The following is a 26,376-nucleotide window of genomic DNA, read 5'->3' on the forward strand; positions in this document are numbered from 1 at the left end:
GTACACAGATGGTGACGTTCAGCTTCTACAGCGGCCTGAAACTCGACGGCGCGCTGTACAAGCCGGTGATGAATTTCCTGCAGAAGCTCGCGGAAGACCCGGCGAACCCGTCGTTACGCATCAAAACGCTCAACAACGCCGTGGACAAACGCGTGCGCACCGGCCGCGTCAACGACCAGTTCCGCGCAGTGCTCTTCGAAATCAGGGATTCGGAGACGCACCATTTCGTCCTCGTGGACGTCGACTCCCACGATGAAGGCAACGCGACAGCGCAGCGGCTGGATCCTGCTCGCCTTCGCTTGACGGTCAACCCGGTCAACGGTCTCACTCAGCTCATCCAGGAAGAACCCGTCGCACCGGATGATTCCGATCGCGCCACCGGTGACACCGAGTCCGAGCGCAAAGCAAAAGCTGCGGCCGAAGCGGCGAAAATGCTGGCCGAGCAACAACTGCAGCGGGCAGCTCAGTTGTCGGAGAAGAAGGGGGTGGATGCGGTTGTCGTCGATAAGCAAAAGCCCGCTCCCCGGACCGAAATGGAACGCCACGGTTATACCCCGGCACGCTTGTACGAAGAGCTCGGCATCGAGCAGTCGCTTGCTGAGGCAGTATGGGAGGCCGAGACCGAAACAGAACTCGAGCTGCTCCTTGATTCCCGCCCGACCTGGGAGCACGACGCGCTCCTTGGTCTGGCAGCCGGGTACACGGTCGAGCAGGTCCGGGAGTCCCTCGGGCTGCAGAAGCTCGACCCGCACGAAGACACCGCCAACGAGGACACACGCTTGCTCGCGGGTCTGCGTCACCCTGCCGCGGAGCTCGACTTCGCGTACGTGGACGACGTTGACACTGACTCCCTGCGCGCAGTCATCGAGGCCGGATCTTTCGACCAATGGCGCGTGTACATTCACCCGGAGCAGCGCCGCATGGCGGAGGGTGCCCGGAGCGGATCTTCGCGCGTGTTCGGCGGTGCGGGCACCGGCAAGACTGTGGTGGCGGTGCACCGCGCGAACAATCTCGCACGGCGCTCGGTGCCCAATCAAGATGCTAGCGAGGTGCCCCCACGAGTCTTGCTGACCACGTACACGAAGGGATTGGCCCAAGGGCTGAAATCTCAGCTCAACGCGCTGAACCCTCAATTCCCTGAGGCATCTAATCCCGGTGAAGAGGGCATTTGGGTGGACAACATCGATGCCGTGGTGCGCCAAGTGCTCACTCTCGCATCCCCGTCCGAGGTGGAGGTGGCGACGAAGCGCGTACTGGGGCACTCGGCGTCCCGCGTGCGCCCCTACCTTGAACGCGATGCGGAGCAGGTGTGGGAGACAGCTGTTGAATCCGCCAGCGAAGAGCTCCCGCGTTCAATCGCCAACCAGACATTCTTGCAGCAAGAGTTTGAGGGAGTCGTCCTTGGCGGCAGTGTGACCAGCCAGGCCGAGTACCTGAAGGTCGCGCGCACCGGGCGAGGAACGCCCCTGAACCGCAAACAGCGCAAGCTCATCTGGGACATCATGCAATCCGTCATGCAGACCCAAGCCGTTGACGGCCAACTCTTCTGGCCCACGATGTCAGCTGTCGGCGCCGAGGTTTTGAACGTGCGCCACGAAAACGGCGGGGGCTCACTGTTCGACCACGTCGTGGTGGACGAGGCCCAGGACTTCAACGCCGGCCACTGGCGTTTCCTGCGTGCGTGCGTCGCCGAAGGACCGAACGACATTTTCATCGCTGAGGATTCCCACCAGCGCATCTACGGACAACCGCTTCGACTTTCGCGCTTCGGCATTTCCACGCGTGGCCGCGCCTCCAGCCGCCTGACGCTGAACTACCGCACCACCAAAGAGAACCTCGAGTACGCGCTGCGGATCCTCGCAGGCGAAGAGGGATTGGCCTACCTGGACGGTGAGGGCGAAACGGACTCCGTTGCCGGTTACCGTTCCGCCCGAACGGGTCCGCAACCATACCTGGTGCGAGTCGAATCGGCCGAGCAGGAATTCGATGTCGCGGATCACTACATCTCCCGATGGATGGACTCCGACAAGGAAGTTCGCATCGGCGTCATGTGCCGCACCCGCGGCCAGATCTCGCGCGTTGTCTCCGGCCTCGCTGACAGCGGAATTGATGCAGTAGCTACCCGGAACGCCGAACGTGCTTCACACGAGCAAGTCTCCGTCATGACAATGCACGGAGCCAAAGGCATGGAGTTCACCCACGTGCTCCTCATGGGGGTGGGCAAGGAGCTGATGCCTCTCCGCTACCGGCTGAAGGACCTCTCTGAGGAAGACGCGCGTGAGGCGCTCCAACGGGAGCGGTCGTTGCTCTACGTCGCGGCCTCAAGGGCCCGCGACGAGCTGGTCATAACTGCTACAGGGGAGCCGTCGGAGCTATTGCCGGATAACTAGAGTGCAGGAGCTGGACTCAGCTCTTCCATCTAAAGTGGCTAGTTGAGTGCACGAAACGACGGAGGGCCCCATGAAAGGCACGACGAACCCTATCCTCAATGCCTTCGACGGCAACCACAAGGAACTCTTTATTCCCGTTTACCAGCGCAATTATGACTGGCAGCTTAAGCAATGCGAGCGTCTATTCCAGGATCTCGAGGACATTGTTGCTGTCGATAGGAAGAAGCACTTCTTCGGCGCAGTGGTGGGGAAGCCCGAGTCGTGGACATGGGTTGTCATCGACGGCCAGCAGCGTTTAACAACGGTAAGTCTTTTGATGCTTGCGCTTGCCAATGCGCTCCGGGCCGGCGACATTGAATCCACGGACGATGAGCTCGCAGAGAAAATCGAAATGGATTATCTCCGTATCGGCGCGTCCAAGGAACGAACCAAGTTCAAATTGAAGCCCGTGAAGGATGATGACAAAGCCTACAAAAGGCTTTTCGGGCCGGAAAAAGAGTTCATCAGCAGCTCCAATATCACGGCAAATTACAAGTATTTCCGTGACCGGATTGCACGCACTTCTTTGACCGCAGATCAACTGTGGGAAGCGATCCGGCGTCTCGAAGTCATGCATCTCGATCTTGAGGATTTCGACGACGCGCAGCGAATCTTCGAGTCGTTGAACTCAACGGGCTTAGAACTCAAAGAGGCGGACAAAATCCGCAACTTTGTCCTCATGGGGCACGAGTTAGAAAAGCAAACTCGGCTTTATGAGGAACGCTGGAACCCAATTGAGGAGAACAGCAGTTTCGAGACCGATGCCTTTATTCGCTGGTATCTCACCACAAAGACTGCGCGAACACCGAAAGAGCAGGATGTCTACGAGGCATTCAAAGCCTACGTGGCAAAGAAGGGACGGACGACAGAAGAGATCTTGGATGATCTCTACGAGTTCTCCTCCTACTACCGCAAGATCAAGCAGGCGAAGACTGGCAACGACAAGGTCAATGCGCTCCTGCGGCGGATGAACCCGATCCGAGGCGCGGTAACTATTCCATTTCTGATGCCTGTTTTGCGCGCCGTCGAAAACGGGGAGACGACCTACCGCGACTTCTACGATGTTCTGAAAATCATTGAGTCGTTTGTGACTCGACGATTTGTCGTAGGCATTGCAACGAACTCGCTGAACAAGATTTTCGCCACCGCATTCTCGGACGTGTCCAAACTACGCACGGACAATCAGCCGATGGCGGACATTTTCGCGTACACACTGCTGCGTCGCACTGGGTCCGGCCGTTTCCCGAACGACGCTGAATTCAGGGAGGCGTTCGCCGCCAAGAACATGTACGCACTGCGTGCAGCGTGGCGCGAATACCTCTTCGATGTTCTCGAGAACGGTGATTCAAATGACCACCGGGATATTGCCGAGGCACTGCGAAGCGGCAACATCACGGTGGAGCACGTCATGCCCCAGACCCTGACACCCGCGTGGAAAGAGGAACTGGGAGCTGAAGCCGAAGAAGTTCATCAGACCTGGCTCCACAGAATCGGTAACCTCACGGTGACCGGCTACAACCCCTTCTATTCCAATTCGTCTTTCGAGCGTAAGAAGACAATGGACCACGGTTTCGACAGTTCTCCGTACCGTCTCAACGACATGCTCAAGGCGAACCACACGTGGAGCTTGAAACAGATTGAGGAGCGAACGGCACGGTTTGCCGATCAAGCTCTCCAATACTGGCAGACGCCGACCACCGACTTTGAGCCGCCAGCTACCGTGCTGCCGACTCTGCCCATGGGTGAAGAGGGGTCGTTCAAGGGGCGTGAAATTGTTGCTTTCCAGTTCGGTGACATTCACCAAACAGTGGAGAGCTGGGCCGAGATGGTCGAAATGCTGCTGTCTTACCTCATGCGCGAACGACGAACGGAAATCCTCGGCTACGTCAAGGATTACGGACCTCTGAGAATTATCGCTCCCGAGGAAGAGACACCGGCCGAGTGGCGCCGAGTGGATGACACTCTGATCGTGTTCACCGCGAACAACACTGACACGAAGCTGACATTCCTGCGCAATCTGTTCGACTACTTGGATATCGATCCAGAAGAGCTGGTGTTCAGCCTTCGTCCAGGCAAGGGAGATGTCGCTCCGGCGGAAGCGATACCGCAGAACATCGAGGAAGCAGAGAAACCGCAACCCGCCGCTTACGCTGCAGTGACAAAGTACCAGGATGAGCTCGACGAAGCGGCGACTCTGAAGTCGCCGGTTGAGTCGACCGCAGAACTACGGGAGCAATTCGCCAAAGATTTCTCTCCATATGTGCGAGACAATGCGGCGGCCGTTCTCGGCGATGCCCCGATTTTTGACTTCATCGCATCGGCTGATCCGTCGCAGGCGTCAGAGGAGGTTGTTCTGGCAGTTATCACCCAGATGCTTTCGGCGGGCGCGATAGTCGGTCAAGGATATGTCCACCAAGTGATTGTCGACGGCACTTTGGGTGAGTGGGTAAAGCAATTGAACCGCTTCTGAGTAGTGGAATGCCCAAGCGGCCATGTCTGGGGACTTCCGTCAGTCGAACGAACTTTTGCTTCAAGGCATCGCGATGTCCAGCGTGCAGTTTAAGGTCTTGAGCAAATTGCCGTCGTGAGTGGAAAAGGAAGAAAAATGAAACGGACGATCGGCGTTCTTCTCGCCGCGAGCGCTCTGTTCCTCGCAGGATGCTCGGATAGCTCAGAGCCTGTTCAGGAAACGAGTGCTGAAGTCACCAGCACGGACAGTTCAGAACCCGAGTTTGCGAAGGTGGGGGACACCATCGCGGTGCATTGTTTCGGAGCGGAGTGCCAGGGCGAGTTCGAGGTGGAGGAGATTCTTCTCGGGGTGGAGTGCAAACAGCAGATGGTCGAAGAGGACATTCCGGAAGACATGCAGTTAGTCCAAATCAGCGGCATCCTCACCGCCACGGAGAAGTTCGCTGACGATCAGGGTGTCGAACTTGGAGTCACTCCGGAAAACATCGAGGTGTGGGATAGCCAAAGTTTTAGGGATCGCAAAGTCGAAGTTTGATCTGTCGATGCTGTCGGACCCGTCCGAACAGGAAAAGTCGACTGATCTCAGCGCTGTCCAAGCTACGGATGATCAGGAATCCGCTGGCACCAGCGCTAATAAGTACCCCACCGCACCCGCTCAGCCGGAGGAGGAGGCCGTCATCGGCTACACCGAGGCTCCGGGGCAGGAAGAGCCGCACGTGATGGACAAGCAGATCGCTTCGTGCGGTGACCCGAGCATCCACGAAACCGGCACGACCTTCTTCACCGACGGCACGAGTGGCTGGACCGCGAACTGCGCTTCGCAAATGATGTAGTGGAATGAGGACGCGTGCGTCGTAAAGCAGCAGCCCCCACTCCCAGAGACCCTGGGTACGCTTCTGCTAATCCATCTGCAACACCGTGCGCAGTTCTGCGAAGGTCCCGGGGAGAACTTGGTGCGTGACTGTGCGGCCGTGCCGGGTTTTGGTCAGCAAGCCGGCGTCGGTGAGCTTCTTCAGGTGGTGGGAGACTGTGGGCTGGCTCAGGCCGGATTGCGCGGCGAGTTCGGAGACGCTGATGGGGCCGCAGCCGTCTTCGGCGAGTTGGGAAAGGAGCCGCAGGCGGGCGGGGTCGGCGAGCACTTTGAAGAGCTGGGCGTAGCGGTCGGCGTCTGCGGGGGTGAGCAACCCGGCGCTCAGGGAGCAGCAGGTGGATGCTGTCGGAGGGGTATTCGGGGCGGCCATGATTCCTACTCTTTCATGTTGACAGGGATCAATAACAGTTTTAGGTTTCATATTGATAGTCGTCGATACGAAAGGTGCCATATGTCTGACCCGGTCGCGGCGCGGGAACCCGCCCGCATGTCATTCCTCGACCGCTTCCTGCCGGTCTGGATCCTTCTTGCCATGGCGCTGGGACTGGGGCTGGGCAACTGGTTCCCGGGTTTGAGCAGGGCGTTGCAGTCCATGGAGGTCGGCGGAATCTCGCTGCCGATCGCGCTGGGCCTGCTGGTGATGATGTACCCGCCGTTGGCCAAGGTGCGGTACGACAAGACGAAGGAGATCGCCACCGATAAACGGTTGATGGCGGTCTCCATCGTCCTCAACTGGGCCGTCGGTCCTGCGGTCATGTTCGCCCTCGCGTGGATCTTCCTGCCCGATGAGCCCGCACTTCGCACCGGTTTGATCATCGTGGGCCTTGCCCGATGCATTGCCATGGTGCTTGTATGGTCGGATCTTTCGTGTGCTGACCGTGAAGCCACTGCGGTGCTGGTAGCGATGAACTCGGTCTTTCAAGTGCTCATGTTCGGCGTGCTGGGGTGGTTCTACTTGCAGATCTTGCCGGCATGGCTGGGGTTGCCCACGGCGTCGGCAAGCTTCTCCTTCTGGGCGATCGTGACCTCCGTCTTAGTCTTCTTGGGCATACCGCTGCTCGCGGGCGTTGTCTCCCGGATCATCGGTGAGAATGCCAAGGGCCGGGACTGGTACGAAGAGACATTCCTCCCGGCGATCTCTCCGCTCGCGTTGGTCGGCTTGCTCTACACCATCGTGCTGCTGTTTTCCCTCCAAGGGGAGCAAATCATGTCCCGACCGTGGACGGTGGCGCGAGTGGCAGTGCCGTTGCTGATCTACTTCGTCGGTATGTTCGTCATCGCACTTGTCGTGTCCAAGGCATCTGGGATGGGGTACGCGCAGTCGGCGTCGGTGGCGTTCACCGCTGCGGGCAATAACTTCGAGCTGGCGATCGCGGTGGCCATTGGTACCTTCGGTGCGGAATCGGCGCAGGCGCTGGCCGGCACGATCGGCCCGCTGATCGAAATCCCGATCCTGGTCGGCCTCGTCTACCTCATGCGGGGAATCGGTCCGAAGCTGTTCCCGGGTGACCCGACCCTGCCTGAGCGGCAAGAGTCGCCCGCGCGTGCATCGGCAGCGAGTTCATCGGTATAGAAAGGATGCATGATGTCACCTACTCCCAAGATCCTGTTCGTCTGTGTCCGCAACGGCGGGAAATCCCAAATGGCTGCTGCTCTCGCGGAAAAGCACGCGGGGAAGCGGCTTGAAATCCACTCGGCCGGCACCGAACCCGGAACGTCGATCAACGCGGAATCTGCCGCCTCGCTGGAAGAGGTCGGCGCGGACATGTCCGACGGGCACCCGAAGGCGGTTGACCCGGAGATCCTCCGCACTGCAGACCGTGTTGTGGTCATCGGTGAGGAAGCGCAGCTGGACCTGCCCGATGATGCCCGCGGGACGATGGAGCGGTGGGTGACGGATGAGCCGTCGACACGCGGAATTGAGGGCATGGAGCGAATGCGGCTGGTCCGCGACGACATCGACGCGAAGGTGCGTGGGCTGATTGCTGACGTGCTCGGCGAGTGACGGAGCTGCCCGTCAGCGGTCCGCTATAGGTGGATGACTTCCACCCCGGACCATTTCTCCGCCAGGTATTCCGCCGCAACGAGTCGGTGGCATGTGGACGGGTCCGCCTCCGAGCACAGCAGCGCCGCACAGTCGAACGTCGCCTTGGTGGGCATCTTGCGGTCGTCGAATTGCTTGCGGAGCTTCTCGGCGAACTCGTCGAAAGGCAGACCCTCCTTGCGGTAGGCGTGCATGAGCTCCTCACTCGGGGCGAGCTCCAAGACGTGCTCGTAGTCGATGCCCACAATGACATCGAGGAACCACGCGAGGTCGTCCTGTTTGGTGAAGCCAGCGAGCTGGTTCGTGTTGTGCCGGCGGATGTCCACCACCCGCTTCACGCCGTTGTCGCGCAACAAGTCGAAGAACTCCTCGGCGCTCTTTTTCGAATAACCGACAGTGAACAGCTTCATGTCCGACATGGCGCCCAGTGTAAGTCCAGCGGCGGGGTTGCGGAGCGGGTGCAAAACCGCAGGAACTCCGCAGTGCGGAGTCGGCGGAGCGTCTATTGCCGTTGAACTTCCTGGGTGCGGTGGTGATGCTGCGCGCGTTACCTCGATGTCCCGATACTCTGGACCCCATGACAGTTCAGGACATTGCCCGCATTGAATCCGAGGTCGCCGAGTACTGGAGCGACGTGCGCCATGTGGAGACAGCATCCTCGACGAATACAGAGCTGCTGGCGTCGGGGGAGCCGGGCCACGTGCTCATCGCGGACCGGCAGACGGGCGGCAAGGGCCGGCTCGGCCGGGTATGGGAGGCGCCGGCGGGAGCGAGCCTGCTCATGTCGGTCGCGGTGGAACTGAAGCACGCCGAGGATGTCGGCCTCGCCAGCCTAGCCACCGGCCTGGCCGTGACGGATATCATCCCGAACGCCCAGCTCAAGTGGCCCAACGATGTCCTGCTGAACGGCAAGAAGTTCTGTGGCATCCTCGGAGAGATCGACGTAAACGGCGACAACACCATGCTGGTCATGGGCCTTGGCCTCAACATCGCGTGGCGTGCGGAGGATCTGCCCACGGACTGGTCCACGGCGCTCAACCTCGAAGGCATCACTATTGAGTGGGACTCATTTGTCATCGACCTGCTGCGCGCGCTCGGCGAGCGCCTCACGCAGTGGCAAGACCGCGACGCGGCGATCCTCGACGATTACAGGGCAGTCTCGGCCAGCATCGGCCAACGCGTTCGCTTGTCGACGGTGCAGGGCGACGTGGAGGGGGTCGTCGACGACATCGATAAGCATGGCGAAGTTGTCGTGGATGGGGTGAGTTACTCCACTGGCGACGTGACTCACCTGCGGCCCGCCAACTAAACTCCCTGACGTGTCCAAGATCAAGCTCGGTAGGGGAGAAGTCGTCCTGGCGGACATGGCGCCGCCGATGACGACGCTGGTGTTCCCCTTCCTCGAGCTGATCGTCATCACCGCCCTGTCGTGGATGGCCATCGGATGGATGGACGTCAACGGGGTGGATGTAGCTTTCCGCAACGGCGCCGTGGCGGTGTGGGCGGTGCTCGCTCTGTGGCGGTTTGTGTTTCCGCTTGTGCGCTCGCGCCGGCAACGCTTCGTGGTGACTAACAAGCGTGTCCTCTACATCGGCCGCGGCCGGACCGAGTCGATCCCGCTGGCGCAGATCCGCGGTGCCCGGCGCTACCGCGGAGGAATGAGCATCGGCGTGTTCGGCTACGGGCAGCCGGTCTACTTCCCCAACGTGGGGCGCACCAAACGGGTGGAGGAGCTCATCCGCCGGCAGTTGCTCTAGCTGGAAGCTCTCCTTTTCCTTGGGTCGTCCCTCAAGATTCCGGGGATCGGGTCGTTGGAAGAGTAGTGCTCGAGCACGGCCGGATCAAGACAATTGAGAAGTTCAAAGATTTCCTTTCGCAATCTACCGCAGTCAATGTCAATTAGGGACTCTTGGTGGCCGATCCGGTTCCTAAGCAAGTTGATCCGGTGCATCAAGAAACTTGCTCGATCGGGATCAATCGGTCTGGGGCCCGCAGAAAGCGCCGGCTCAGTAATGGCCTCGTAGACCCTTGTGAGATCGTTGTATCGAGTCTCATCCGGAAAGAACTTGACTTCCCCGTCCGGCTGCGTTTCGGGGGAGCGGTAGAAGAAGTTTTCCTTCCACTGAGTCAGGGTCACCTGAGCAATCAGGTCATCCCGCGTAATTGGCTCCCCCATGCGGGGATGTTGCCCTCCAATTAGGCCTTCACCACTATCGCGTAGCTCCTTGGCTTTCGCTGCCTTGCCTTTAGCTGAGTTAGCAATGGACGCGCTCACTTTGGAAAGCGGCTCACGAACATTGTCCTTCGGCTCCTTGACCCACTGCTTATTGCTAGGGGGAGTGACTGAATCGCTCCAAGCATCAATTGCATCGCAAAGCTTGTTCCTTAAAACGACCTCGAAAAGCGAAATCAAACTCCACATCGCGGCAGGTAGTCTCGAATCCCACTTGTACAAACTCAAAGCCCGATCAGCGTTGTTTCCCGTCTGAGCCAAATACTTCGCAGTGCGCTCTTCACTAAGCGCGCTCAGAACTAGCTTGCCGTGCTCACTGCCGTGCATCCGATTTCCCCCTTCGAACCGATGCGTCTCTTGATTTTCCTCGACTACCGATCTATTATCTTATGTTGAGAGAGCACAGGGGCCGTATTGGCCCTTTGGATAGCTCCAGCCGAAGGGGTCACGTCCGAATACCGGTCCTAGAACCGAAGCATCGGAAGGGATCCCTTCACTTATTTCCGCTCCCACCGGCAGCTGTTTTAGCTTTTCACCTCAGTGTCGTGGATCTGCTGGTCTAGATCCTCAGGCGAGAGGTTGCCCGCCGCGAAGTCAGCTGTCAGCGGCAGGTGGAGCTCAATGTCGGTGCCGGGGCAGAGCTCAATTACGGCCTCGTGAACGGTGTAGTCCAGCACGTGGCCGCCGGTGGTCCGGTCCTCATCGATGAAGTGCACGTGGCAGCCCGGCACACCAATGCCCTTCGCGTAGCCGGGGGTGCGGAAGCCGCCGATGATGCCGCAGACGTTTTCAAACTTGATTTCTTTGTCGTCGGCAACGGCGTCCTGCATCGGCGGGTAGGGCTTCTCCTGCTTGGTCACGGTGCGGGTGGTCACGGTGTCGAAGCTGCCGGTAATGCGCACAGCGTGCAGGTAATTCCCGGACGGCTGCAGCTCGTCGATGAATGCGGATAGCTCGCTGCGGCGCATCCCCTTCGGTGCGTCGGCGACGATCTTCGGCACGAAGTTGGTCACTTGCCCGAACGGGCTCTTCTGGTCAAGGTCGGCGATGGTGGCGGAGCCGTCGCCGCGCAGCTGGTAGCACGTGCCGTCCAGGATGATCATCTCCCCGTCGAGGGCGTCGAAGGTGCCCAGGCCGAAGTTGCCCCGCGACAGCATGTCGCCGATGGTGAGTTCGCCATCATAGATGCCGTCGAGCAGCGCGGACATGAGGGAGTTTTGGAAAATCGTGTGGCGGCCAATCGTGGTCATAGGCCCGATGGTAGCCATGCGAGGCGGTTGGGGGCGAGGGGTGCCGGACTGCGCCATGGAACTGCGTAGGACCCATCCCGAACTGAGTCACTCCTGTCACATAGATGGCATTGTGTCCCGCGCGCCTAGTTGTGGCTGCTGTGGCGCATGGGACTGAGTTCGGGATGGGGCCTACGCCGCCCTGAATGGCATACCGAAAGCAGGTCCAGCGCTCGTCGGGCGGGCAGGCTCACTAGAGTGGACAAGCGTGAGTGACGCAGCGAACAGAGACCCCCAGGGAATGCCCATTCTCGCCGTGATCGGCGATGGCCAGCTTGCCCGGATGATGCACACCGAAGCTATTGAGCTGGGCCTGAAACCCCGGGTGCTCGCCAGCTCCGCCGACGCGTCCGCCGCGCAGGTTTTCGGCGACGTGGTCATCGGCGATTACACAGTGCTTGACGACGTCAAAAGAGTCTGCTCCGGCGCCGCCGCCGCTACCTTTGACCACGAGCATGTTCCTAATGAATTCTTGAATGAGCTCATTGCCTCCGGGGTGAGCGTGCAGCCGCAACCCCAGGCACTCATTTACGCCCAAGACAAGCTGGAACAGCGCCGCAAGATGGCAGAGATCGGGGCGCCAGTCCCGGAGTTCGCCGCCATTGAGAGCGTCGAGGATGCGGAGACCTTCTTCGACTCGGTCGAAGGCGCGATGTGCCTCAAGGCCACCCGCGGTGGGTACGACGGCCACGGTGTGTGGTTCCCGAAGTCGCGGGAGGGGGCGGGTGAGCTCGTCGATAAGCTTTTGGCAGACGGCACCCCGCTGTACGCGGAGCGCAAGATCGACTTTGACCGCGAACTCTCCGCCATGGTCGCGCGCACCCCGTCCGGCGAGATCCGGGCGTGGCCGGTCGTGGAATCCCGCCAACGCGACGGCATTTGTGTGGAAGCGATCGCGCCTGCGCCGAACATGGCGCCGGAGATGGCCACCTACTGCCAAGAGCTAGCGATGAACGTGGCCGAAGAGCTCGGCGTGACCGGCGTGCTGGCCGTGGAGCTGTTCGCCGACGGTGACGAGGTGATCGTCAACGAGCTGGCCATGCGTCCGCATAACACTGGCCACTGGACGCAGAACGGCTGCGTGACCAGCCAGTTCGAGCAGCACCTGCGCGCAGTGCTGGACTGGCCACTCGGTTCGGTGGAGATGACCGCGCCGTTCACCGTCATGGTGAACACTCTCGGCGGGGAGACCGAGCCAACCCAGCCGATGGAGGAGCGCGTTGCAGAAGTCATGCGCCGCTACCCGGAGGCGAAAGTGCACCTCTACGGCAAGGGCTACCGCCCGGGGCGCAAGATGGGGCACGTCAACGTCGCGGGCCACGACCTGGATACTGTGCTGGAGACGGCGAAGGCGGCCGCGGAGATTATCGTGAAGGGAACAGGAGCGTAGATGGAACCGCAAGTAGGCATCATCATGGGGTCCGACTCTGACTGGGACACTGTCGCCCCGGCGGCGGAGGTCCTCGCGGAGTTTGAAATCCCGTTCGAGGTGGGTGTCGTCTCCGCCCACCGCACCCCAGAGCGCATGCTCGCCTACGCCAAGGATGCGCACACCCGTGGCCTGCAGGTCATCATTGCCTGCGCGGGCGGGGCAGCGCACCTGCCGGGCATGGTGGCGGCCGCGACGCCGCTGCCGGTCATCGGCATCCCGCGCGCTCTGGCGGACCTGGACGGTCTCGACTCGCTGCTGTCTATCGTGCAGATGCCCGGTGGTGTGCCCGTGGCGACTGTCTCCATCGGTGGGGCGAAGAACGCCGGCCTGCTCGCTGCGCGCATCCTTGGTGCAACCGACCCGGCGGTGCAGCGCAAAATGGTCGACTACCAGGAGAACATGGCCAAGGACGTCGAGCGCAAAGACCAGGCCCTGCGCGAGCGTCTCCTCGGCGGTGAGTAACACCTCGGGCCGCGACCCGTTAGTCGTACTTGGCGCCCGCATTATCGACGGCCGCCCCTCCCGCATGCTCGAAGCTCGCCTCCGCACAGCTACCGAGTACGTCGCGTCACACGGCCGGCGGCCCGTCGTCGTATCCGGTCATGGGGAGGCTGCCGTCATGGCTGCGTGGCTGGCCGACAACGGTGTCGATGCCCGCGACATCATCGAAGAGCCTTTCGCCACCTCCACCAATGAGAACCTGGAACAGTCGTGGGCTCTGTTCCCGGACGCGCGGCGGCTGATCGTGGTCACCAACGGGTTCCACGTCGCCCGGGTACGCGTGTGGGCGGCGCACCTCGAGGTGCCCGTGACAGTGGTGGCTGCGCCGACGCCGGGAAAGCCCCGGTTGAAGAACTACGCCCGCGAGATTGTGGCCACGCCGCACTCGGCGGCGCGGGTGGTGTGGCGCAAGTACGTGCGGCGCCGCTACGGGCGCTAGCCGGTTTCGGTTAGCTGAGCGTCTCCGTGACCTTTTCCGCCTCCATGATCTGCTCCACGCGCTCGGCGGACGCCACGCCTGCAATGACCACGACGGACCCGCCGGCAGCCAGCGGGCACATGATCCGGCGCTCGAATTCCGGGCCCGTGGTCCAGCCGGGGACCAGGTAGCGCTCGGGGCCGTCCACTGGGAGAACCCAGCTGTTCAGATCGTACGGGTTGTCATAGAACTGGTCGCCGTAGAACCGCACCGTCGGGCCGAAGTCGACCAGCCCCGGTGGGAGAGTGCCGCCGGATTCGACCACGCCCCGGCCGAATGGGTCGTTGGAGACCACGACGACATCCGGTACGCCGTCCCAATCCTTCGCCCGCTCAACGGTGGTGAACACGAGTCGCGGACCCGCAGAGGACTGGTGCTTCTCATGGTTGACGTCCACGTACGGGCTCAGCCCTGCGTTGTATATGCCTACCGGGATGACTGCCGCCTGCCACGACACTGGCAGGTCCACGATGATGGTCGGGGATTCCCCGAAGGGATCGTGGGGGTCGAGGTCGAATTCGTCGATAAGCATGTTGGCAATCTTGTTGGCCCAGTTGTCCAACGTCATCGCCGAGAACTCCATGCGGGTGCCTGCGACCTCGTCGTAGACGGTCAGCCTGGGGCTGGCGGGGTCGGCGGAGAGGAGGGGTGTGAGCAAGCTCATGCGCCCCATAGTAAGGATTTTCTCGGCGGGGAGTGGCCGCGGTCACGGTTGGGGCGCGTAACCCCGGGGAGCTGGAATACTGCTCGGGGTTTTCCGGAATACTGCTCAGATGAACTCGCTGGTCACAAGGTTGCAAAAAATTGCATAAGGCCGAGCAGTATTCCAGCCGGCAGACACGGTTAGTTCACGCAGCGGGGGCCGGTGCCGCCGGCGTTGAACTCTGGGGCGACCTCGGCGGCTCCGAAGTCCTCACCGGGCGTACCCACGGTCTCTTCCTGGGAGACCTCGGTGGGAGCGGCGGCGGCAGAGTCGGAGGTCGGGCCGGTGTAATCGTCGTGGATGACCACGACGACAGAGCCTGCCTCCACAGTCTCATGTGCCACGATGGGCAGGCCACCGAGTGCTTCTGCCAGCTTGACCGCTGCCGGATCACTCGGGTTAGCGGCGAGGATCTGGGACTCGAAGTACAGGCCGGGGCTCGCGTTGCTGACGCTTTCGACCGTCATGCCCTGTTCCGACAGGTAGGCACCCACGCCGCTGGCCTGGCCGGTGATCTCCCCGGCGTTGAGGACCGTCGCTGTGTAGTTCTGCACGGTATCCGGCAGGGCAGCAGCGGCGCCTCCGGAAGCGTCCTTATCTGACTCTGCAGCACCGGCACCTGCACCGGCACCTGGATCGTCTGCACCTGGCTCCGTGACACCCTCCTCGCGCGCCAGCTCATCCATGAAGTTGTGCACCTGGCCGGTATCGACGGTGACGATGGACTCGCCGTAGTCACCCACACCGTTGACGGAGGTGACAGGGATGGTCACGAAATGCACGTTGCCGGCAGCCAGGTCGGACATCTGGGTGGCCATGGACATGATGTTCCAGCCGGTGTCCACCGTCACGGAGCGTTCCACGGCGGTGGACAGCTCGCGCAGTTTCGCCGGGTTCGACAGCGTGCCGGCGGAGATAGCCTTGTTCACCAGGGAGGCCATGAACACCTGCTGGCGCACAATGCGGTCCAAGTCGCCGCGGGGTAGGTCGTGGCGCTGGCGCACGAACGCCAGGGCCTGGGTGCCGTTGAGGGTGGAGCGGCCAGCGGGGAACCTCGCACCGGATAGCGGCTCGTCCACGGCGGCGTTCAGGCAGACGTCGACACCGCCGACAGCGTCCGTGAGCAGCACGAAACCGAGCAGGCCCACCTCGGCGTAGTGGTCGACTTCGACACCGGTCAGGTCCGCCACGGCGTTGATCAGTCCCTGCTGGCCAGCGCGCGCGACCTGTTCCTCCATGGGTTTGCCTTCGTCCATGCCGTCTGCGGTGAGCTCCTCGCGCTTGTCCAGCGCGTGAAGGCCGTAGACACCGTTGATCTTCGTGTTGCCGAAGGTGTCGTCGTGGACGTAGGTGTCACGCGGGATGGATACGGCGGTGGCGCGGGAGCCGTCGTTCGGCACGCGCACGACCATGATGGTGTCGGTGTTGAGCTCGCCCTCGGCCTCACCGGCGTTGAGGCGGGCGAGTTCCTCGTCAGAGAGGGGGTTGCCCTGAGCGTCCGTGCGCGAGTCGGATCCCACTAGCAGGATGTCCACAGCGCCGTCGGCACCATTGAGATCTTCACCGCCTAAGTCCAGGTCGGAGGCGGACAGGCTGTTGCCCAGGCGGCCGATGGAGTAGTAGCCCATTCCGGCGATAACGAGCAGCACAACAGACAACGTGGCCAGCAGGCCCTTGACGGCCGGGTGCCCTGCTTGGGAGATGTCCCGTGCACGCGACGGAGCCGCCTGAATGTCGCGCACAGGCCTCAAGTGCTCACTCACGAATCGTCTCGCCCCTTGTCTCGAATTAGCTCAGAAGTATACGGTACGGGCCCGCCAAAACTCTTCCCGCGCGCGGTAAGCTGCCCCACTGTGACCAACCCCGAAACTCCGCTGGCAGTGATCACCGTGACCTACTCGCCGGGCAGGCATTTGCCGGCGCTAGTGGAATCGCTTGCCGAGGCAACCGTGTTTCCCACCCGCCTCATCTGCGCGGACAACGGTTCCACCGACGGGGTGCCGGAGGATGTCGCCTGCGCCAACGACAGCGTGGATTTCCTGCCCACAGGCGGCAACATCGGGTACGGCCCCGCGATCAACTTCGCAGCGCGTTCGCTTATCGACGCTAAAAACGCCGGCCACATCAACCCCACCTACTTCCTCATCGTCAACCCCGACGTGGAGTTCCTGCCCGGTTCCATTGATGCGCTTATCGAGTGCGCACGGACGCACCCGGAAGCCGGGGCAGTAGGACCGAGGATTCTAGAGGCGGACGGGTCGGCGTATCCGTCGGCACGCGAAGTGCCCACGCTGGTCACCGGGATTGGCCATGCTGTGCTGTACCCTTTCTGGCCGGGCAATCCGTTCAGCCGCGCCTACAAGGCTGGCGAGGACATGGACACCCTGCGCCGCGCCGGATGGTTGTCCGGGTCGTGCTTGCTGGTCCGCTGGGATGCGTTTAAGGCGCTCGGTGGCTTCGACGAGCGCTACTTCATGTACTTCGAAGACATTGACTTTGGCGAGCGTTTGACCCGCTCCGGGTGGACGAACCTGTTCTGTCCCGATGCGCTCATCACTCACGACCAGGGCCACGCCGCGAAGAAGTACTCCGCGGTGACCACGCCGGCGCACCACGACTCCGCCTACCGGTTCCAGGCTGACCGCCATCCGCACTGGTGGGAGGCTCCGCTCCGGCTGGTGCTGTGGTCAGGGCTGAAGGCGCGCGCCCTGCTCGCCCGTGCTGTGGGGTAGCTGGGAGCTTGCTCCTATGAAGTTGCAACCGATCCGTGACAGGTTAATGCGCGGTTTTCTTGATCGATCGGGTTAGGTTGAACGCATGGTTTCTACGATTGATCCTGCGCAGACGGACGCCGTTGTTCTTGTCGGCGGCCAAGGCACGCGCCTTCGCCCGCTCACAGTCTCCACGCCGAAGCCGATGCTTCCCACTGCTGGCTACCCGTTCCTGGCGCACCTTCTTGCGCGGATCCAGGCCGCTGGCATCAAGCACGTGGTCATGGGTACCTCATATAAGGCAGAGGTGTTTGAGAAGCACTTCGGTGACGGCTCCGACCTCGGCCTAGAGATCGAATACGTTGTGGAGGAGGAAGCCTTGGGCACCGGCGGCGCGATCCGCAACGTCGAGTCCCGGCTGCGGTATGACACCGCGATGATCTTCAACGGCGATGTGCTCTCCGGCGCTGACTTGGGCCAGATCCTAACTACCCACGCCGAGCGCGAGGCGGATGTCACCCTTCACCTCGTGCGCGTGCCGGACCCGAGCCAGTTCGGTTCCGTGCCCACTGATGCCGACGGCCGCGTCCAGGCCTTCCTGGAGAAGACTGAGGCGCCGCCGACCGACCAGATCAACGCCGGCTGCTACGTCTTCCAGCGCGACGTGATCCAGTCCATCCCGCAGGGCCGCGCAGTGTCCGTCGAGCGCGAGACCTTCCCCGGCCTGCTGAAGTCCGGCGCCCGCGTCTACGGCCACGTGGACACAACGTACTGGCGCGACATGGGTCGCCCGTCCGACTTTGTCCAGGGCTCGTCCGACCTTGTGCGCGGCATTGCTCCCTCGCCTCTCCTTGAGGGGCGCACGGGCGAATCGCTTGTCGACGATTCCGCCGGCGTTGCCGGTGGCGCCATCCTCGTCGGCGGAACCTTCGTCGGCCGCGGCTCTACCATCGGCGCGGGCTGCCGTCTAGACGACTGCGTGATTTTCGACGGAGTGACCGTCGAGCCAGGCGCCATGATTCGCGATTCCATCATCGCCTCCGGCGCGCGCATCGGTGCGAACGCGCGCATCCAGGACTGCGTGATCGGCGATGGCGTGCAGATCGGCGCACGGTGTGAACTGCAGGGAGGCATGCGCATCTGGCCGGGCGTGAATATTCCGGACTTGGGTGTGCGCTTCTCCCCGGACGCGTAGCGGCACGCCAAATTAGTAGCGGAATAGTTGCTAACTCCTATTTCGGCTACTACATATAGTACCCCCAGGGTTTACCCCCGGAAAAAACCCCGTGTTACTGGTGTGACTGGTGTGGTGCCTTACGCGGAAAATGAACAGCTTTCTCTGAGGAAACCCTCTTATTCGGCTGAGAAGAGTCAATCTCAGTTGACGCTATTTGGTGCCCGCCGTTTTAATCGCATTAGTGTAATTCCACACGGAAAGCACGGAACCCACGAACTTCCAGTCGGCGACTCCAGACGGTGTCTCCAACGGTGCGATCGAAACTAATCAGAAAGGGGATGGCGTGGAAGACATGGTTGACAACGCCATTCTTCGCGGTGCGGCCGCGGGCGGAATGACCCTCGACGAACTGTTCGGCACCGTCGAGCAGGAATGGCAAGACCAGGCGCTGTGCGCCCAGACGGACCCGGAAGCGTTCTTCCCCGAGAAGGGCGGCTCCACCCGCGAGGCTAAGCGCATCTGCCAGGCCTGCGCGGTGCGCGACGAGTGCCTCGAGTACGCGCTCGAGCACGATGAGCGCTTCGGTATCTGGGGCGGACTCTCCGACCGTGAGCGTCGCCGCCTCCGCCGCCAGATCGGCTAGCTACCACTGAAAGTCCGGGTCAATATCCCGCGGATCGAGGTTGAGGTAGTTGGCCACCAAGGCGGTCAAAACAGTAGTCAACAGCTCGGCACGTTCCCGGGCTGTTTTTGCTCTGCGCTCAATGGGTGCGCGGAACACCACGAAACGCGCGCGGGTCGGATTGCCGTAGCGGTCCACGCCAGCTTGCAGGACGCGGCCGAGGGGGACCGGGCCGTCCGCGAAGATCTCATCCGGCAGAACTGCCGAAGCGCTCGCGTGCGCAGCATCCCGGCGCATCCGCATGCGCGGGATTGTGTCTACAGCCAGGTCCACGCCGGACAGCTGCGTAGAGTACGCGTTCTGCAACGGCGCGTAGGCCTCTAAGACGAGCTGGTCGAACGCCATTGAACGGGTCCGGTACCGGGGTACCGCCACCGGCAGCATAGGCCCGCGAACGCCGCGGCCATGCCGGTCCCGGCGCGGTGGCAGCCACGACGGGTCAGGCGGCGGGCCGGCTTGTGCGTCGTTGCGCTCGCCGCGCGGATCGCGCTCGCGGTCAGGGCCTGTCACGGTGGAGGACATGCCTTCAATCTAAGCCAGCCGGTCACGGGGGAGGATGGGGGCACGCCGCGTGGCGAGGGGCAAAAATCTGTCAGGCGCGCTTACACTAGTGAGCCGTGAGTACCTTTCGTCGTTGCTGCCGCCCGGGGTGCGGCCGGCCTGCCATCGCCACGCTGGTGTACGCGTACTCCGAGAAGACGGCCATTGTCAGTCCGTTGTCACCCAGCCCGGACCCGCACGCGTGGGATTTATGCCAGCGGCACTCGGAGCACATCACAGCGCCGGTGGGGTGGGACATGGTGCGCATCGACAACATTGAGCTGTCTGATGAAGAAGAGCTCACCGCGCTGGCCCAAGCTGTGTCTGAGGCAGGGCGTGTGACCACTGGCCTGGTGGATACTACCCGTGACCCGATCGAGTTCGACGGCCGCGACTTCACCAACCCGCAGACCTCCAACCACCCCGTCTACCGCACCAAGCGCATCGGGGAGCACCTCGAGGAACACAGGGCTGCCCGCCGTGCGCACTTGAGCATTGTGCCGGATCCGGAGGCGGAGGCTGCCGCCGAAGAGGGGAATTAGCGGCAGGCGTTGACCGCAGCCCCGACGCGGTGGACTATGTAACTACGTAACTACAAGGAGGGTGCGGTGACGACGATTTCTTCGCGCGATTTCAACCATGATGTTGGCGCCGCTAAGCGCGCCGCTCTCGACGGTCCTGTTGTCATCACCGAGCGGGGAAAACCTTCGCATGTCCTGCTCTCGATAGAGGCATACCGGAAACTGCAGGGGGATGGATCGAGCTTTGTAAGAAAGCTACGCATGAGCGATCCAGTCGACGCTGAGTTTGAAAGGGTAGATCTAGAGTTCAGGGTTCCGGAATTCTGATGTATCTCCTCGACACAAACGTTCTCAGTGAGTTTCAACGGTCCCGCCCCCATGAAGGGGTGCTGAGTTGGGTCGAGTCTGTGGACCCTTTCAAACTCAACATTTCTGTTCTAACCGTGCTCGAGATCGAAGTGGGTATCTTGCGGCTATCGCGTCGAGATGAGGTCCAGGCCATGCGACTGCGTAACTGGCTGGATGAAGCCGTGTTGGATGGATTCGAGGGCCGTACACTACCGATTACGCTGGAGATCTCCCGTCGAGCAGCGCAAACACACGTGCCTAATCCAAAGCCAGCGATAGATGCCTTGCTGGGTGCCACCGCCTCAGTGCACGGGCTCACGGTGGTGACGCGCAATGTCAAGGACTTTGCAGAGCTCGGTGTGCCTGTATTCAATCCCTGGCGCGCACCCGAGCGCTGACACCGGTCTAGGATCGTAAGGCATGAGCGAACCACTTAAGCGCAGCCGCGAGGCTGTCACGCAAGCAGTGAAGGCCTACGACATCCGCGGTCTGGTCGAGCCCGCCGATAAGGCCACTGTTGACCGCGACTTCGTCTTCGATGCCGGCGCCGCCTTCGCGTCCATCCTGCGCGAAGAAGGGGAGAAGACCGTCGCCGTCGGCCACGACATGCGCCCGTCCTCTCCGGAGCTCGCCGCCGCGTTCGCTGACGGCGTGACCAGCCAGGGCCTCGACGTCGTCGCGCTCGGACTGACCTCCACAGACCAGCTCTACTTCGCAGCCGGCACGCTCGGCTGCGCAGGCGCAATGTTCACCGCCTCGCACAACCCCGCCCAGTACAACGGCATCAAACTCTGCCGCGCGGGCGCGACACCGGTCAGCCAGGAGAGCGGTTTGGCGGAGATCACTCAGATGCTTATAAACGGCGCTCCCGCCTTCGACGGGCCCACCGGCACCGTCAAGGAAGACGACATCCTCGACGACTACGCCTCCTTCCTGCGCGAACTGGTGCCGCTTCCCGAAGATCGGAAGCTCGTCATCGCGGTCGACGCCGCCAACGGCATGGCCGGACACACCGTGCCCGCGGTGCTTGGGGACCAAGATGTTCGCCCCCTCTACTTCGAACTGGACGGCACCTTCCCCAACCATGAGGCCAACCCCTTGGAGCCGGAGAATTTGCGGGATCTGCAGGGGTTCGTCGTCAAGCAGGGCGCAGATATCGGCCTTGCCTTTGATGGTGACGCTGACCGCTGCTTTGTCGTCGATGAAAAGGGCGACCCGGTGAGCCCGTCTGCGATCACCGCACTGGTGGCAGAGCGCACGCTGGAGGACAATCCCGGCGCGACGATCATCTACAACGCGATCACCTCGCAGGCCGTGCCCGAGCTGATTGAGGCGAAGGGCGGCCAGGGTGTGCGCACGCGTGTGGGCCACTCCTACATCAAGGCGCAGATGGCGGAGAAGGGCGCGCTGTTCGGCGGCGAGCACTCCGCGCACTACTACTTCGCCGACTTCTTCAACGCGGACTCGGGCATGGTGGCCGCCCTGCACGTGCTGGCGGCCCTGGCGGAGCACGACAAGCCGTTGAGCGAGCTGATGGCGCAGTACAACCGCTACGCCGCTTCCGGCGAGATCAACTCCGAGGTCGCCGACCAGCAGGCCAAAATGGACGCCGTCGTCGACGCGTTCGCCGACCGGACGGAATCGGTGGACACCCTCGACGGTGTGACCGTCTCTTTGGCGGGGTCGAAGACGTGGTTCAACGTCCGCGCGTCCAACACCGAACCGCTGCTGCGGTTGAACGTCGAAGCCGAAACGCAGGCTGAGGTCGACGCTGTGGTCGACGAAGTGCTGGGAATCATCCGGTCATGACCGACCCCTCCAACCGCTACTTCGAGGGCGCAGCGCACTACGACCGGGAAACCGTGCGGTTCTTCGACGTCGCCCATGAAGGTGCGCAGCTGCGCGCCGTGGCCGAGGCTGCGGGGCGGTTGGAGCACCTTGCCGGGGTGAACCCGCGCAGTGTGGTGGTGCTGGCCACCGACCAGATCGCGGCTGTAGCGGCGCGGTGTGCTCTCGCTCTGGCGGGGCAGGATAGTGAGGCTGGGGCCGGTGCTGGCCTGCGCTGGCCTGTTGTGGTGGCTGACGAGTTGCCGGGCTATGTTGGCCCGCTCGATGTCGTCGTGGTCGTCGGCGACGCGCCCGATGCACAGGCCGTGACCCGCGCCATGGCCACCGCGGCAGGCCGTGGTGCTGAGACCGTTTTGGCCGGGCCGCAGACGGGGCCCGTTGTCGAGGACGCGCCTGATTCCACCGTGGTCCTCCCCGCCCCGCCGACCACGCTCGGGGCGTCGCCGCTGCGCACCATCGCGGCTGTAACAGCTGTGCTGCAGACGCTGGAGGGGGCATTGCCGCATGAGGTGGCTGAACTCTCCGCAGCAGCCGACGACGTCGATGAGGAACTGCGCCAGCTCTCACCCGAACGCGACGCGACGACCAACCTGGCCCGCCAGCTGCGCGAGTTCGTGGCGGGCAAGCGGATCATGCACACCGGCTACATGCGCACCGGGGCAGCGGTGGCCGAGGTGGCTGCGGTGCTGTGGTCGGTGAAGGGGTTGGCGGGAGGATTCGTCGATAAGCATGAGCTTGGCGGCGCGCTGGAGGAGACCTCGAGCCCTGCGGACGACATCTTCCACGACCCCTACCTAGACGGCCCGGTGGTGTCCGTGGGCACGATCGTGTGGGGCGAGGACGATGCGCGGCTGGCCTGTGGGCGAGCAGAGAGGTCGGCTGCTGCTGGCTCGTTTGCGCAGGCACTGTGCTTGATTGTGCGCGCCCACGCCGCTGCGGCGCTCTCAGACGATTCCTAGCTGGACCGCCCGTGAACGGGCCGTGCGCGCTCTATCATTGAGCTGACAAGATAGTAGGGGAGCGACCGTGAAACTGATCACTCCAGCCCTGCAGACTTACCCCTGGGGCTCCAAAACAATGCTGGCCCAGCTGCGCGGCGAGCCGGCGCCAACGGCGCAACCCGAAGCAGAACTGTGGTTCGGTGCCCACCGCACAGCGCCGTCGCTCGTTGACGGCACCGGTCTTGACTCCCTCATCTCCACCGATCCGACATCCGCCCTGGGGGCTGCGGTGGAGTCCCGCTTCGGCGCCCAGCTGCCATTCCTTCTGAAGATCCTCGCGGCAGAAGCGCCCCTGTCCGTCCAAGCGCACCCGGACAGCGCGCAGGCGCAGGCTGGTTTCGACGCGGAGAACGCCGCCGGCATCCCGCTGAGCAGCGCCAAGCGGAACTACAAGGACCCCAACCACAAGCCCGAGCTCCTCGTCGCGTTGACCCCGTTCCGCGCGTTGGCTGGTCTGCGCCCCGTCGCCGACACACTCGCATTGATCGAGCAACTCAACTGCGCCCCGCTGAACCGCTACGCAGCCTTCCTCCACTCGGACAACGAGGAAGAAGGTCTGCGCGCCCTGTTCACCACGTGGATCTCGCTGCCGCGCGCAAAACGCCTCGAGCTTATCGACGCTATATACGCCTCCGCCCAATCCCCCTCACCTGAAGCGGAAGCGTGGATGGTTGAGGCGATGGCCTGTTTCATCGAGCTCAACGACCGCTATCCCGGTGACGTCGGCGTGCTGGCCTCCCTGCTGCTCAACTACATTGAGCTCGCCCCCGGTGAGGCCCTCTTTCTCGGCGCTGGGCGGCTCCACGCCTACATCAGCGGCATGGCCGTCGAGATCATGGCCAGCTCCGACAACGTCCTGCGCGGCGGGTTGACCTCCAAGCACGTCGACGTCCCTGAGCTCGTGCGGATCTGCGACTTCACCACCCAAGCCGACCCGCGCATCGCCACCACCACCTCAACCGCCCCCTACGGTGAGGCCACCGAGTATCCCGTCCCGATTGAGGATTTCGTGCTCACCCGGCACCGGCTCTACCCCAGCGCAGGAGCGTTGCAGGTGGGCGACGGCGGTGCCGGCTCTGATGCCGGTGCGGGCCCGGGTGCAGGTTCCGGTGCGGGTCCCGGCATTCTTCTGTGCACAAAGGGTGCTGTCACGTGCGGTTCTGGCGAGGCCATTGACCTCAAAGCTGGCTCAGCCGCATGGATCCCGGCCGATGACGGGCCTTTCTCTGTTCGCGCTGCCGGCCACGAGGTGGCTGAGGTCTTCTACGCGCGAGTGGCTCTGTGAGATACCGACTGTGAGACGCCACCCGACGGGGGCGCCGGGCTGGAAGGGGTGAGCATCTGCGCAAAAGTTGACATCCGCCAGATACTGGTAGAGCGATAGAAATTCACTACCTGCGTGTTTGAAACCATAAAGAATCACGCATGTAAAGTTTTGCGCACGCTTTGCGCGCAACGCCGCTGGAAGCGGGTTAGAGGGGTGGCAGCTGCGAGGGATCGCACTTTAAGGCCAGGCTGATCCGAGCGCTAGGCCCCGAACTACTCCTGTGCTTGGCTCTCGCTGCCTGCACGCTCTTCGCGAGTTGCAGCGGAGAAGGGGTCTTCGGAGCGCTGCTCGCTGACCTGGCCGCTCTGCGGTGCAGCGTTACCACTCTGGACCGTGGAGTTATCGCCCTGCGGAGAAGCGTTTCCGCCCTGGGCCGTGGAGTTACCGCCCTGCGGAGAAGCGTTTCCGCCCTGGGGTGTGGCGTTACCACCCTGAGGCGCAGGGTTGTCGCCTTGCGGTGTGGCGTTGTCGTCGGCAGGCGAAGCGGGCTGGTCCGCAGGCTGCGGAGTTTGGTCGTTGGTGGAGTCCGGACGCGGTGCGGGCTCGTAGTTCTCGTTCGGAACAGTCGCCGGTGCGGTGCCGGGGTCCTGCGGGCGCTCCGGACGGGTGGTCTCGCCGTTGCCGCGGGTGGTTGGGCGCGACTCGGACTGGGAATCAGAGTCAGAACGGGACTGGTTGGCCTGGCCGGATCGCGGGGTCTGGCTCGGGGTGCGGGAACCGTTCTTTCCGTTCGTGCTCTCATCGGCGTTGCCGTTGTTTCGCGGGCTCGGGGCGGCGTTGGTGGGGCGGTAGTAGCTGGTTTCACTACCGTCCTCGCGCGCGCCGTCGAGCCGAGCGTTGGGCGGGGCGAGCGGGTCGGCTGCGTAGTTAGAATCTGCGCGATCTTCCGTGGCTGCACGTGAACCACTCTCGGAGGCTTGGAGGTCCTCGGTCATGGATATGGGGTCGGTGCTTGCTGCGGCTTCTTCATCGCCAGTTTTGGCGACGGGTTGGCCGGCGATCTCAGTGTCGTCGGAACGCATGTTCATGCTGGGGCTGGGGATCTTCCACACTGCGAGCCCGAGGAGCAGCGCCAAGGCAAGACCGGATGCCATGTAGACGGCGAAACGGCGTTTGGTCAGCTCCATGACATCCTCCTTCGCTCATTGTGTCGCGCAATGTCCCCGCGTTGTTGCTGATCAATAACAACTCGGTAACAAGTTACCATGGAAATGTAGGCTAGGCTAGACCCAATTTCCCGCGCGTTGCCTGGTTCTTGTAGACAGGCAGCCTGCCAAGCGCTAGTAGTAGATTCTGAAAAGCGCTGTATAGGGGCGAACTTGAGCAGATGTGAAGGGTAAGGAGCAAGGCATGAGCACGTGGGATACCGCGATCTTCAATAAGGATGTCAACGTCGACTTCCTCGACGAACTGGCCTCCCTTGATGCCGACGAGCGAATGGAGGCAGTGCGTGATGCTTGCCTGCTCGCCGTCGACCGCGACAACGCGTCTGAGGATGAGCTCCTCAACGGCCAGGCTGCAGCCACGGTCGCCGCGATTTGGGCGGGCGCGCCGTTCTCCGCAGGGGACATCGCGGATTCCTACCCGTTTTTGCGTACGACGTCCGCGGAGCTCGATGAAAAGCTTGTCGACGCTGCAGTTGCCATCCTCGAAGACCTCGCCGCGAGCGACACTGAGTACGACGTGGACCAGTTCATCGAAGCCCTCTCCTAAGGGGCTGGGGAATGACCCCGTATTCTCGTGCTGAGTCACTGAGACGCTGAGACGCTGAG

29 protein-coding genes are annotated in these 26,376 nt (G+C 62.5%); 21 read left to right on the forward strand and 8 right to left on the reverse strand.

Annotated features, from left to right (window positions below; translation table 11 throughout):
• Nucleotides 1–8 precede the first annotated feature (8 nt).
• The 4 genes from KBX18_RS01455 (at nt 9) to KBX18_RS01470 (ending at nt 5,731) form a co-directional block, all read left to right on the forward strand.
• Nucleotides 9–2,390: a 3'-5' exonuclease gene (locus tag KBX18_RS01455; protein ID WP_255994536.1), complete on the forward strand. Its 2,382-nt coding sequence runs from the start codon at nt 9–11 to the stop codon at nt 2,388–2,390.
• Nucleotides 2,391–2,460: 70 nt separating this feature from the next.
• Nucleotides 2,461–4,899, forward strand: a complete 2,439-nt coding sequence (locus tag KBX18_RS01460; protein ID WP_255994537.1) for a DUF262 domain-containing protein — start codon at nt 2,461–2,463, stop codon at nt 4,897–4,899.
• 135 nt (nt 4,900–5,034) lie between these two features.
• Nucleotides 5,035–5,433 carry a hypothetical protein gene (locus KBX18_RS01465; protein WP_255994538.1) on the forward strand — a complete coding sequence of 133 codons (399 nt, stop codon included), beginning with the start codon at nt 5,035–5,037 and terminating at the stop codon, nt 5,431–5,433.
• Nucleotides 5,434–5,440: 7 nt separating this feature from the next.
• Complete coding sequence (locus tag KBX18_RS01470; protein ID WP_255994539.1) at nt 5,441–5,731, forward strand: hypothetical protein; 291 nt, start codon at nt 5,441–5,443, stop codon at nt 5,729–5,731.
• Nucleotides 5,732–5,797: 66 nt separating this feature from the next.
• Here the strand turns inward: KBX18_RS01470 and KBX18_RS01475 are convergent, their stop codons facing one another.
• Entirely contained in the window at nt 5,798–6,139 is a 342-nt protein-coding gene (locus KBX18_RS01475) for a helix-turn-helix transcriptional regulator (RefSeq protein WP_255994540.1), read from the reverse strand.
• 81 nt (nt 6,140–6,220) lie between these two features.
• On the opposite strand from KBX18_RS01475, the gene arsB reads away from it, so the two are divergent.
• The gene (gene arsB / locus KBX18_RS01480) at nt 6,221–7,342 is read left to right on the forward strand and encodes an ACR3 family arsenite efflux transporter (RefSeq protein WP_255994541.1); all 1,122 of its coding nucleotides are present in this window, start codon (nt 6,221–6,223) and stop codon (nt 7,340–7,342) included.
• Between the two features lie 12 nt (nt 7,343–7,354).
• Nucleotides 7,355–7,774: a low molecular weight phosphatase family protein gene (locus tag KBX18_RS01485; RefSeq protein ID WP_040423403.1), complete on the forward strand. Its 420-nt coding sequence runs from the start codon at nt 7,355–7,357 to the stop codon at nt 7,772–7,774.
• A 23-nt stretch (nt 7,775–7,797) separates the two neighbouring features.
• Here the strand turns inward: KBX18_RS01485 and KBX18_RS01490 are convergent, their stop codons facing one another.
• Nucleotides 7,798–8,232: a DUF488 family protein gene (locus tag KBX18_RS01490; protein WP_005286164.1), complete on the reverse strand. Its 435-nt coding sequence runs from the start codon at nt 8,230–8,232 to the stop codon at nt 7,798–7,800.
• A 158-nt stretch (nt 8,233–8,390) separates the two neighbouring features.
• Between KBX18_RS01490 and KBX18_RS01495 the strand changes: the two genes are divergently transcribed.
• The gene (locus KBX18_RS01495) at nt 8,391–9,122 is read left to right on the forward strand and encodes a biotin--[acetyl-CoA-carboxylase] ligase (RefSeq protein WP_255994542.1); all 732 of its coding nucleotides are present in this window, start codon (nt 8,391–8,393) and stop codon (nt 9,120–9,122) included.
• A gap of 10 nt (nt 9,123–9,132) precedes the next feature.
• Nucleotides 9,133–9,570 carry a hypothetical protein gene (locus tag KBX18_RS01500; RefSeq protein WP_255994543.1) on the forward strand — a complete coding sequence of 146 codons (438 nt, stop codon included), beginning with the start codon at nt 9,133–9,135 and terminating at the stop codon, nt 9,568–9,570.
• Here KBX18_RS01500 and KBX18_RS01505 read toward each other — a convergent pair.
• Together KBX18_RS01505 and budA are read right to left on the reverse strand one after the other, a co-directional pair.
• Nucleotides 9,567–10,373: a hypothetical protein gene (locus KBX18_RS01505; protein ID WP_255994544.1), complete on the reverse strand. Its 807-nt coding sequence runs from the start codon at nt 10,371–10,373 to the stop codon at nt 9,567–9,569. The two genes, KBX18_RS01500 and KBX18_RS01505, sit on opposite strands and share 4 nt — an antisense overlap.
• A 197-nt stretch (nt 10,374–10,570) precedes the next feature.
• Complete coding sequence (gene budA, locus KBX18_RS01510) at nt 10,571–11,296, reverse strand: acetolactate decarboxylase (protein ID WP_255994545.1); 726 nt, start codon at nt 11,294–11,296, stop codon at nt 10,571–10,573.
• Between the two features lie 247 nt (nt 11,297–11,543).
• Between budA and KBX18_RS01515 the strand changes: the two genes are divergently transcribed.
• The 3 genes from KBX18_RS01515 to KBX18_RS01525 are packed head-to-tail and all read left to right on the forward strand — an operon-like array spanning nt 11,544 to nt 13,707.
• Nucleotides 11,544–12,725: a 5-(carboxyamino)imidazole ribonucleotide synthase gene (locus tag KBX18_RS01515; RefSeq protein WP_040423401.1), complete on the forward strand. Its 1,182-nt coding sequence runs from the start codon at nt 11,544–11,546 to the stop codon at nt 12,723–12,725.
• On the forward strand, nt 12,726–13,229 hold the full coding sequence (gene purE, locus KBX18_RS01520; RefSeq protein WP_255994546.1) for a 5-(carboxyamino)imidazole ribonucleotide mutase: 504 nt from the start codon (nt 12,726–12,728) through the stop codon (nt 13,227–13,229).
• Nucleotides 13,222–13,707 (forward strand): YdcF family protein, encoded by a 486-nt coding sequence (locus KBX18_RS01525; RefSeq protein ID WP_255994547.1) that lies wholly within the window; start codon nt 13,222–13,224, stop codon nt 13,705–13,707. Before purE ends, KBX18_RS01525 begins: the two co-directional genes overlap by 8 nt.
• Nucleotides 13,708–13,717: 10 nt before the next feature.
• Here the strand turns inward: KBX18_RS01525 and KBX18_RS01530 are convergent, their stop codons facing one another.
• On the reverse strand, nt 13,718–14,410 hold the full coding sequence (locus KBX18_RS01530) for a TIGR03089 family protein (protein ID WP_255994548.1): 693 nt from the start codon (nt 14,408–14,410) through the stop codon (nt 13,718–13,720).
• Nucleotides 14,411–14,589: 179 nt separating this feature from the next.
• Nucleotides 14,590–16,212: an LCP family protein gene (locus KBX18_RS01535; protein ID WP_255994549.1), complete on the reverse strand. Its 1,623-nt coding sequence runs from the start codon at nt 16,210–16,212 to the stop codon at nt 14,590–14,592.
• A 90-nt stretch (nt 16,213–16,302) separates the two neighbouring features.
• Here KBX18_RS01535 and KBX18_RS01540 point away from each other — a divergent pair, with 90 nt between their 5' ends.
• The 3 genes from KBX18_RS01540 to KBX18_RS01550 all read left to right on the forward strand — a co-directional run bounded on the left by KBX18_RS01540 (nt 16,303) and on the right by KBX18_RS01550 (nt 18,980).
• Nucleotides 16,303–17,181: a glycosyltransferase family 2 protein gene (locus tag KBX18_RS01540; protein ID WP_255994550.1), complete on the forward strand. Its 879-nt coding sequence runs from the start codon at nt 16,303–16,305 to the stop codon at nt 17,179–17,181.
• 85 nt (nt 17,182–17,266) lie between these two features.
• The gene (locus KBX18_RS01545; RefSeq protein ID WP_005286134.1) at nt 17,267–18,355 is read left to right on the forward strand and encodes a sugar phosphate nucleotidyltransferase; all 1,089 of its coding nucleotides are present in this window, start codon (nt 17,267–17,269) and stop codon (nt 18,353–18,355) included.
• A 334-nt stretch (nt 18,356–18,689) separates the two neighbouring features.
• The gene (locus KBX18_RS01550) at nt 18,690–18,980 is read left to right on the forward strand and encodes a WhiB family transcriptional regulator (protein WP_370687010.1); all 291 of its coding nucleotides are present in this window, start codon (nt 18,690–18,692) and stop codon (nt 18,978–18,980) included.
• On the opposite strand, the gene KBX18_RS01555 is transcribed toward KBX18_RS01550, so the two are convergent.
• Nucleotides 18,981–19,403 (reverse strand): metallopeptidase family protein, encoded by a 423-nt coding sequence (locus tag KBX18_RS01555; protein ID WP_083770338.1) that lies wholly within the window; start codon nt 19,401–19,403, stop codon nt 18,981–18,983. It abuts the gene before it with no gap.
• A gap of 233 nt (nt 19,404–19,636) precedes the next feature.
• On the opposite strand from KBX18_RS01555, the gene KBX18_RS01560 reads away from it, so the two are divergent.
• The 6 genes from KBX18_RS01560 to manA all read left to right on the forward strand — a co-directional run bounded on the left by KBX18_RS01560 (nt 19,637) and on the right by manA (nt 24,562).
• Complete coding sequence (locus KBX18_RS01560; protein WP_083770202.1) at nt 19,637–20,101, forward strand: DUF3499 domain-containing protein; 465 nt, start codon at nt 19,637–19,639, stop codon at nt 20,099–20,101.
• A gap of 66 nt (nt 20,102–20,167) precedes the next feature.
• Complete coding sequence (locus KBX18_RS01565) at nt 20,168–20,407, forward strand: type II toxin-antitoxin system Phd/YefM family antitoxin (RefSeq protein ID WP_005286123.1); 240 nt, start codon at nt 20,168–20,170, stop codon at nt 20,405–20,407.
• Complete coding sequence (locus KBX18_RS01570) at nt 20,407–20,826, forward strand: type II toxin-antitoxin system VapC family toxin (protein ID WP_255994551.1); 420 nt, start codon at nt 20,407–20,409, stop codon at nt 20,824–20,826. Before KBX18_RS01565 ends, KBX18_RS01570 begins: the two co-directional genes overlap by 1 nt.
• A 22-nt stretch (nt 20,827–20,848) precedes the next feature.
• Nucleotides 20,849–22,237, forward strand: a complete 1,389-nt coding sequence (locus KBX18_RS01575; RefSeq protein ID WP_255994552.1) for a phosphomannomutase/phosphoglucomutase — start codon at nt 20,849–20,851, stop codon at nt 22,235–22,237.
• Entirely contained in the window at nt 22,234–23,235 is a 1,002-nt protein-coding gene (locus KBX18_RS01580; RefSeq protein ID WP_255994553.1) for a hypothetical protein, read from the forward strand. The genes KBX18_RS01575 and KBX18_RS01580 overlap by 4 nt, the downstream gene beginning before the upstream one ends.
• A gap of 67 nt (nt 23,236–23,302) precedes the next feature.
• Nucleotides 23,303–24,562, forward strand: a complete 1,260-nt coding sequence (manA, locus tag KBX18_RS01585; protein WP_255994554.1) for a mannose-6-phosphate isomerase, class I — start codon at nt 23,303–23,305, stop codon at nt 24,560–24,562.
• A gap of 254 nt (nt 24,563–24,816) precedes the next feature.
• Here manA and KBX18_RS01590 read toward each other — a convergent pair whose 3' ends face one another.
• On the reverse strand, nt 24,817–25,731 hold the full coding sequence (locus tag KBX18_RS01590) for a hypothetical protein (RefSeq protein ID WP_255994555.1): 915 nt from the start codon (nt 25,729–25,731) through the stop codon (nt 24,817–24,819).
• 223 nt (nt 25,732–25,954) lie between these two features.
• Between KBX18_RS01590 and KBX18_RS01595 the strand changes: the two genes are divergently transcribed.
• On the forward strand, nt 25,955–26,317 hold the full coding sequence (locus tag KBX18_RS01595) for a DUF4259 domain-containing protein (RefSeq protein WP_040423400.1): 363 nt from the start codon (nt 25,955–25,957) through the stop codon (nt 26,315–26,317).
• Nucleotides 26,318–26,376: the final 59 nt, after the last annotated feature.

Origin of the sequence: Corynebacterium sp. CCUG 69979, assembly GCF_024454095.1 — a bacterium.
Classification (GTDB): Bacteria; Actinomycetota; Actinomycetes; order Mycobacteriales; family Mycobacteriaceae; genus Corynebacterium; species Corynebacterium genitalium.

Coding starts and splice junctions, on each gene's coding strand:
- KBX18_RS01455 (WP_255994536.1), top strand. CDS start 9: ATGGTGACGTTCAGCTTCTACAGCGGCCTGAAACTCGACGGCGCGCTG.
- KBX18_RS01460 (WP_255994537.1), top strand. CDS start 2,461: ATGAAAGGCACGACGAACCCTATCCTCAATGCCTTCGACGGCAACCAC.
- KBX18_RS01465 (WP_255994538.1), top strand. CDS start 5,035: ATGAAACGGACGATCGGCGTTCTTCTCGCCGCGAGCGCTCTGTTCCTC.
- KBX18_RS01470 (WP_255994539.1), top strand. CDS start 5,441: ATGCTGTCGGACCCGTCCGAACAGGAAAAGTCGACTGATCTCAGCGCT.
- KBX18_RS01475 (WP_255994540.1), bottom strand. CDS start 6,139: ATGGCCGCCCCGAATACCCCTCCGACAGCATCCACCTGCTGCTCCCTG.
- arsB (WP_255994541.1), top strand. CDS start 6,221: ATGTCTGACCCGGTCGCGGCGCGGGAACCCGCCCGCATGTCATTCCTC.
- KBX18_RS01485 (WP_040423403.1), top strand. CDS start 7,355: ATGTCACCTACTCCCAAGATCCTGTTCGTCTGTGTCCGCAACGGCGGG.
- KBX18_RS01490 (WP_005286164.1), bottom strand. CDS start 8,232: ATGTCGGACATGAAGCTGTTCACTGTCGGTTATTCGAAAAAGAGCGCC.
- KBX18_RS01495 (WP_255994542.1), top strand. CDS start 8,391: ATGACAGTTCAGGACATTGCCCGCATTGAATCCGAGGTCGCCGAGTAC.
- KBX18_RS01505 (WP_255994544.1), bottom strand. CDS start 10,373: ATGCACGGCAGTGAGCACGGCAAGCTAGTTCTGAGCGCGCTTAGTGAA.
- budA (WP_255994545.1), bottom strand. CDS start 11,296: ATGACCACGATTGGCCGCCACACGATTTTCCAAAACTCCCTCATGTCC.
- purE (WP_255994546.1), top strand. CDS start 12,726: ATGGAACCGCAAGTAGGCATCATCATGGGGTCCGACTCTGACTGGGAC.
- KBX18_RS01530 (WP_255994548.1), bottom strand. CDS start 14,410: ATGAGCTTGCTCACACCCCTCCTCTCCGCCGACCCCGCCAGCCCCAGG.
- KBX18_RS01545 (WP_005286134.1), top strand. CDS start 17,267: ATGGTTTCTACGATTGATCCTGCGCAGACGGACGCCGTTGTTCTTGTC.
- KBX18_RS01550 (WP_370687010.1), top strand. CDS start 18,690: ATGGTTGACAACGCCATTCTTCGCGGTGCGGCCGCGGGCGGAATGACC.
- KBX18_RS01555 (WP_083770338.1), bottom strand. CDS start 19,403: ATGCTGCCGGTGGCGGTACCCCGGTACCGGACCCGTTCAATGGCGTTC.
- KBX18_RS01570 (WP_255994551.1), top strand. CDS start 20,407: ATGTATCTCCTCGACACAAACGTTCTCAGTGAGTTTCAACGGTCCCGC.
- KBX18_RS01575 (WP_255994552.1), top strand. CDS start 20,849: ATGAGCGAACCACTTAAGCGCAGCCGCGAGGCTGTCACGCAAGCAGTG.
- KBX18_RS01580 (WP_255994553.1), top strand. CDS start 22,234: ATGACCGACCCCTCCAACCGCTACTTCGAGGGCGCAGCGCACTACGAC.
- KBX18_RS01590 (WP_255994555.1), bottom strand. CDS start 25,731: ATGGAGCTGACCAAACGCCGTTTCGCCGTCTACATGGCATCCGGTCTT.
- KBX18_RS01595 (WP_040423400.1), top strand. CDS start 25,955: ATGAGCACGTGGGATACCGCGATCTTCAATAAGGATGTCAACGTCGAC.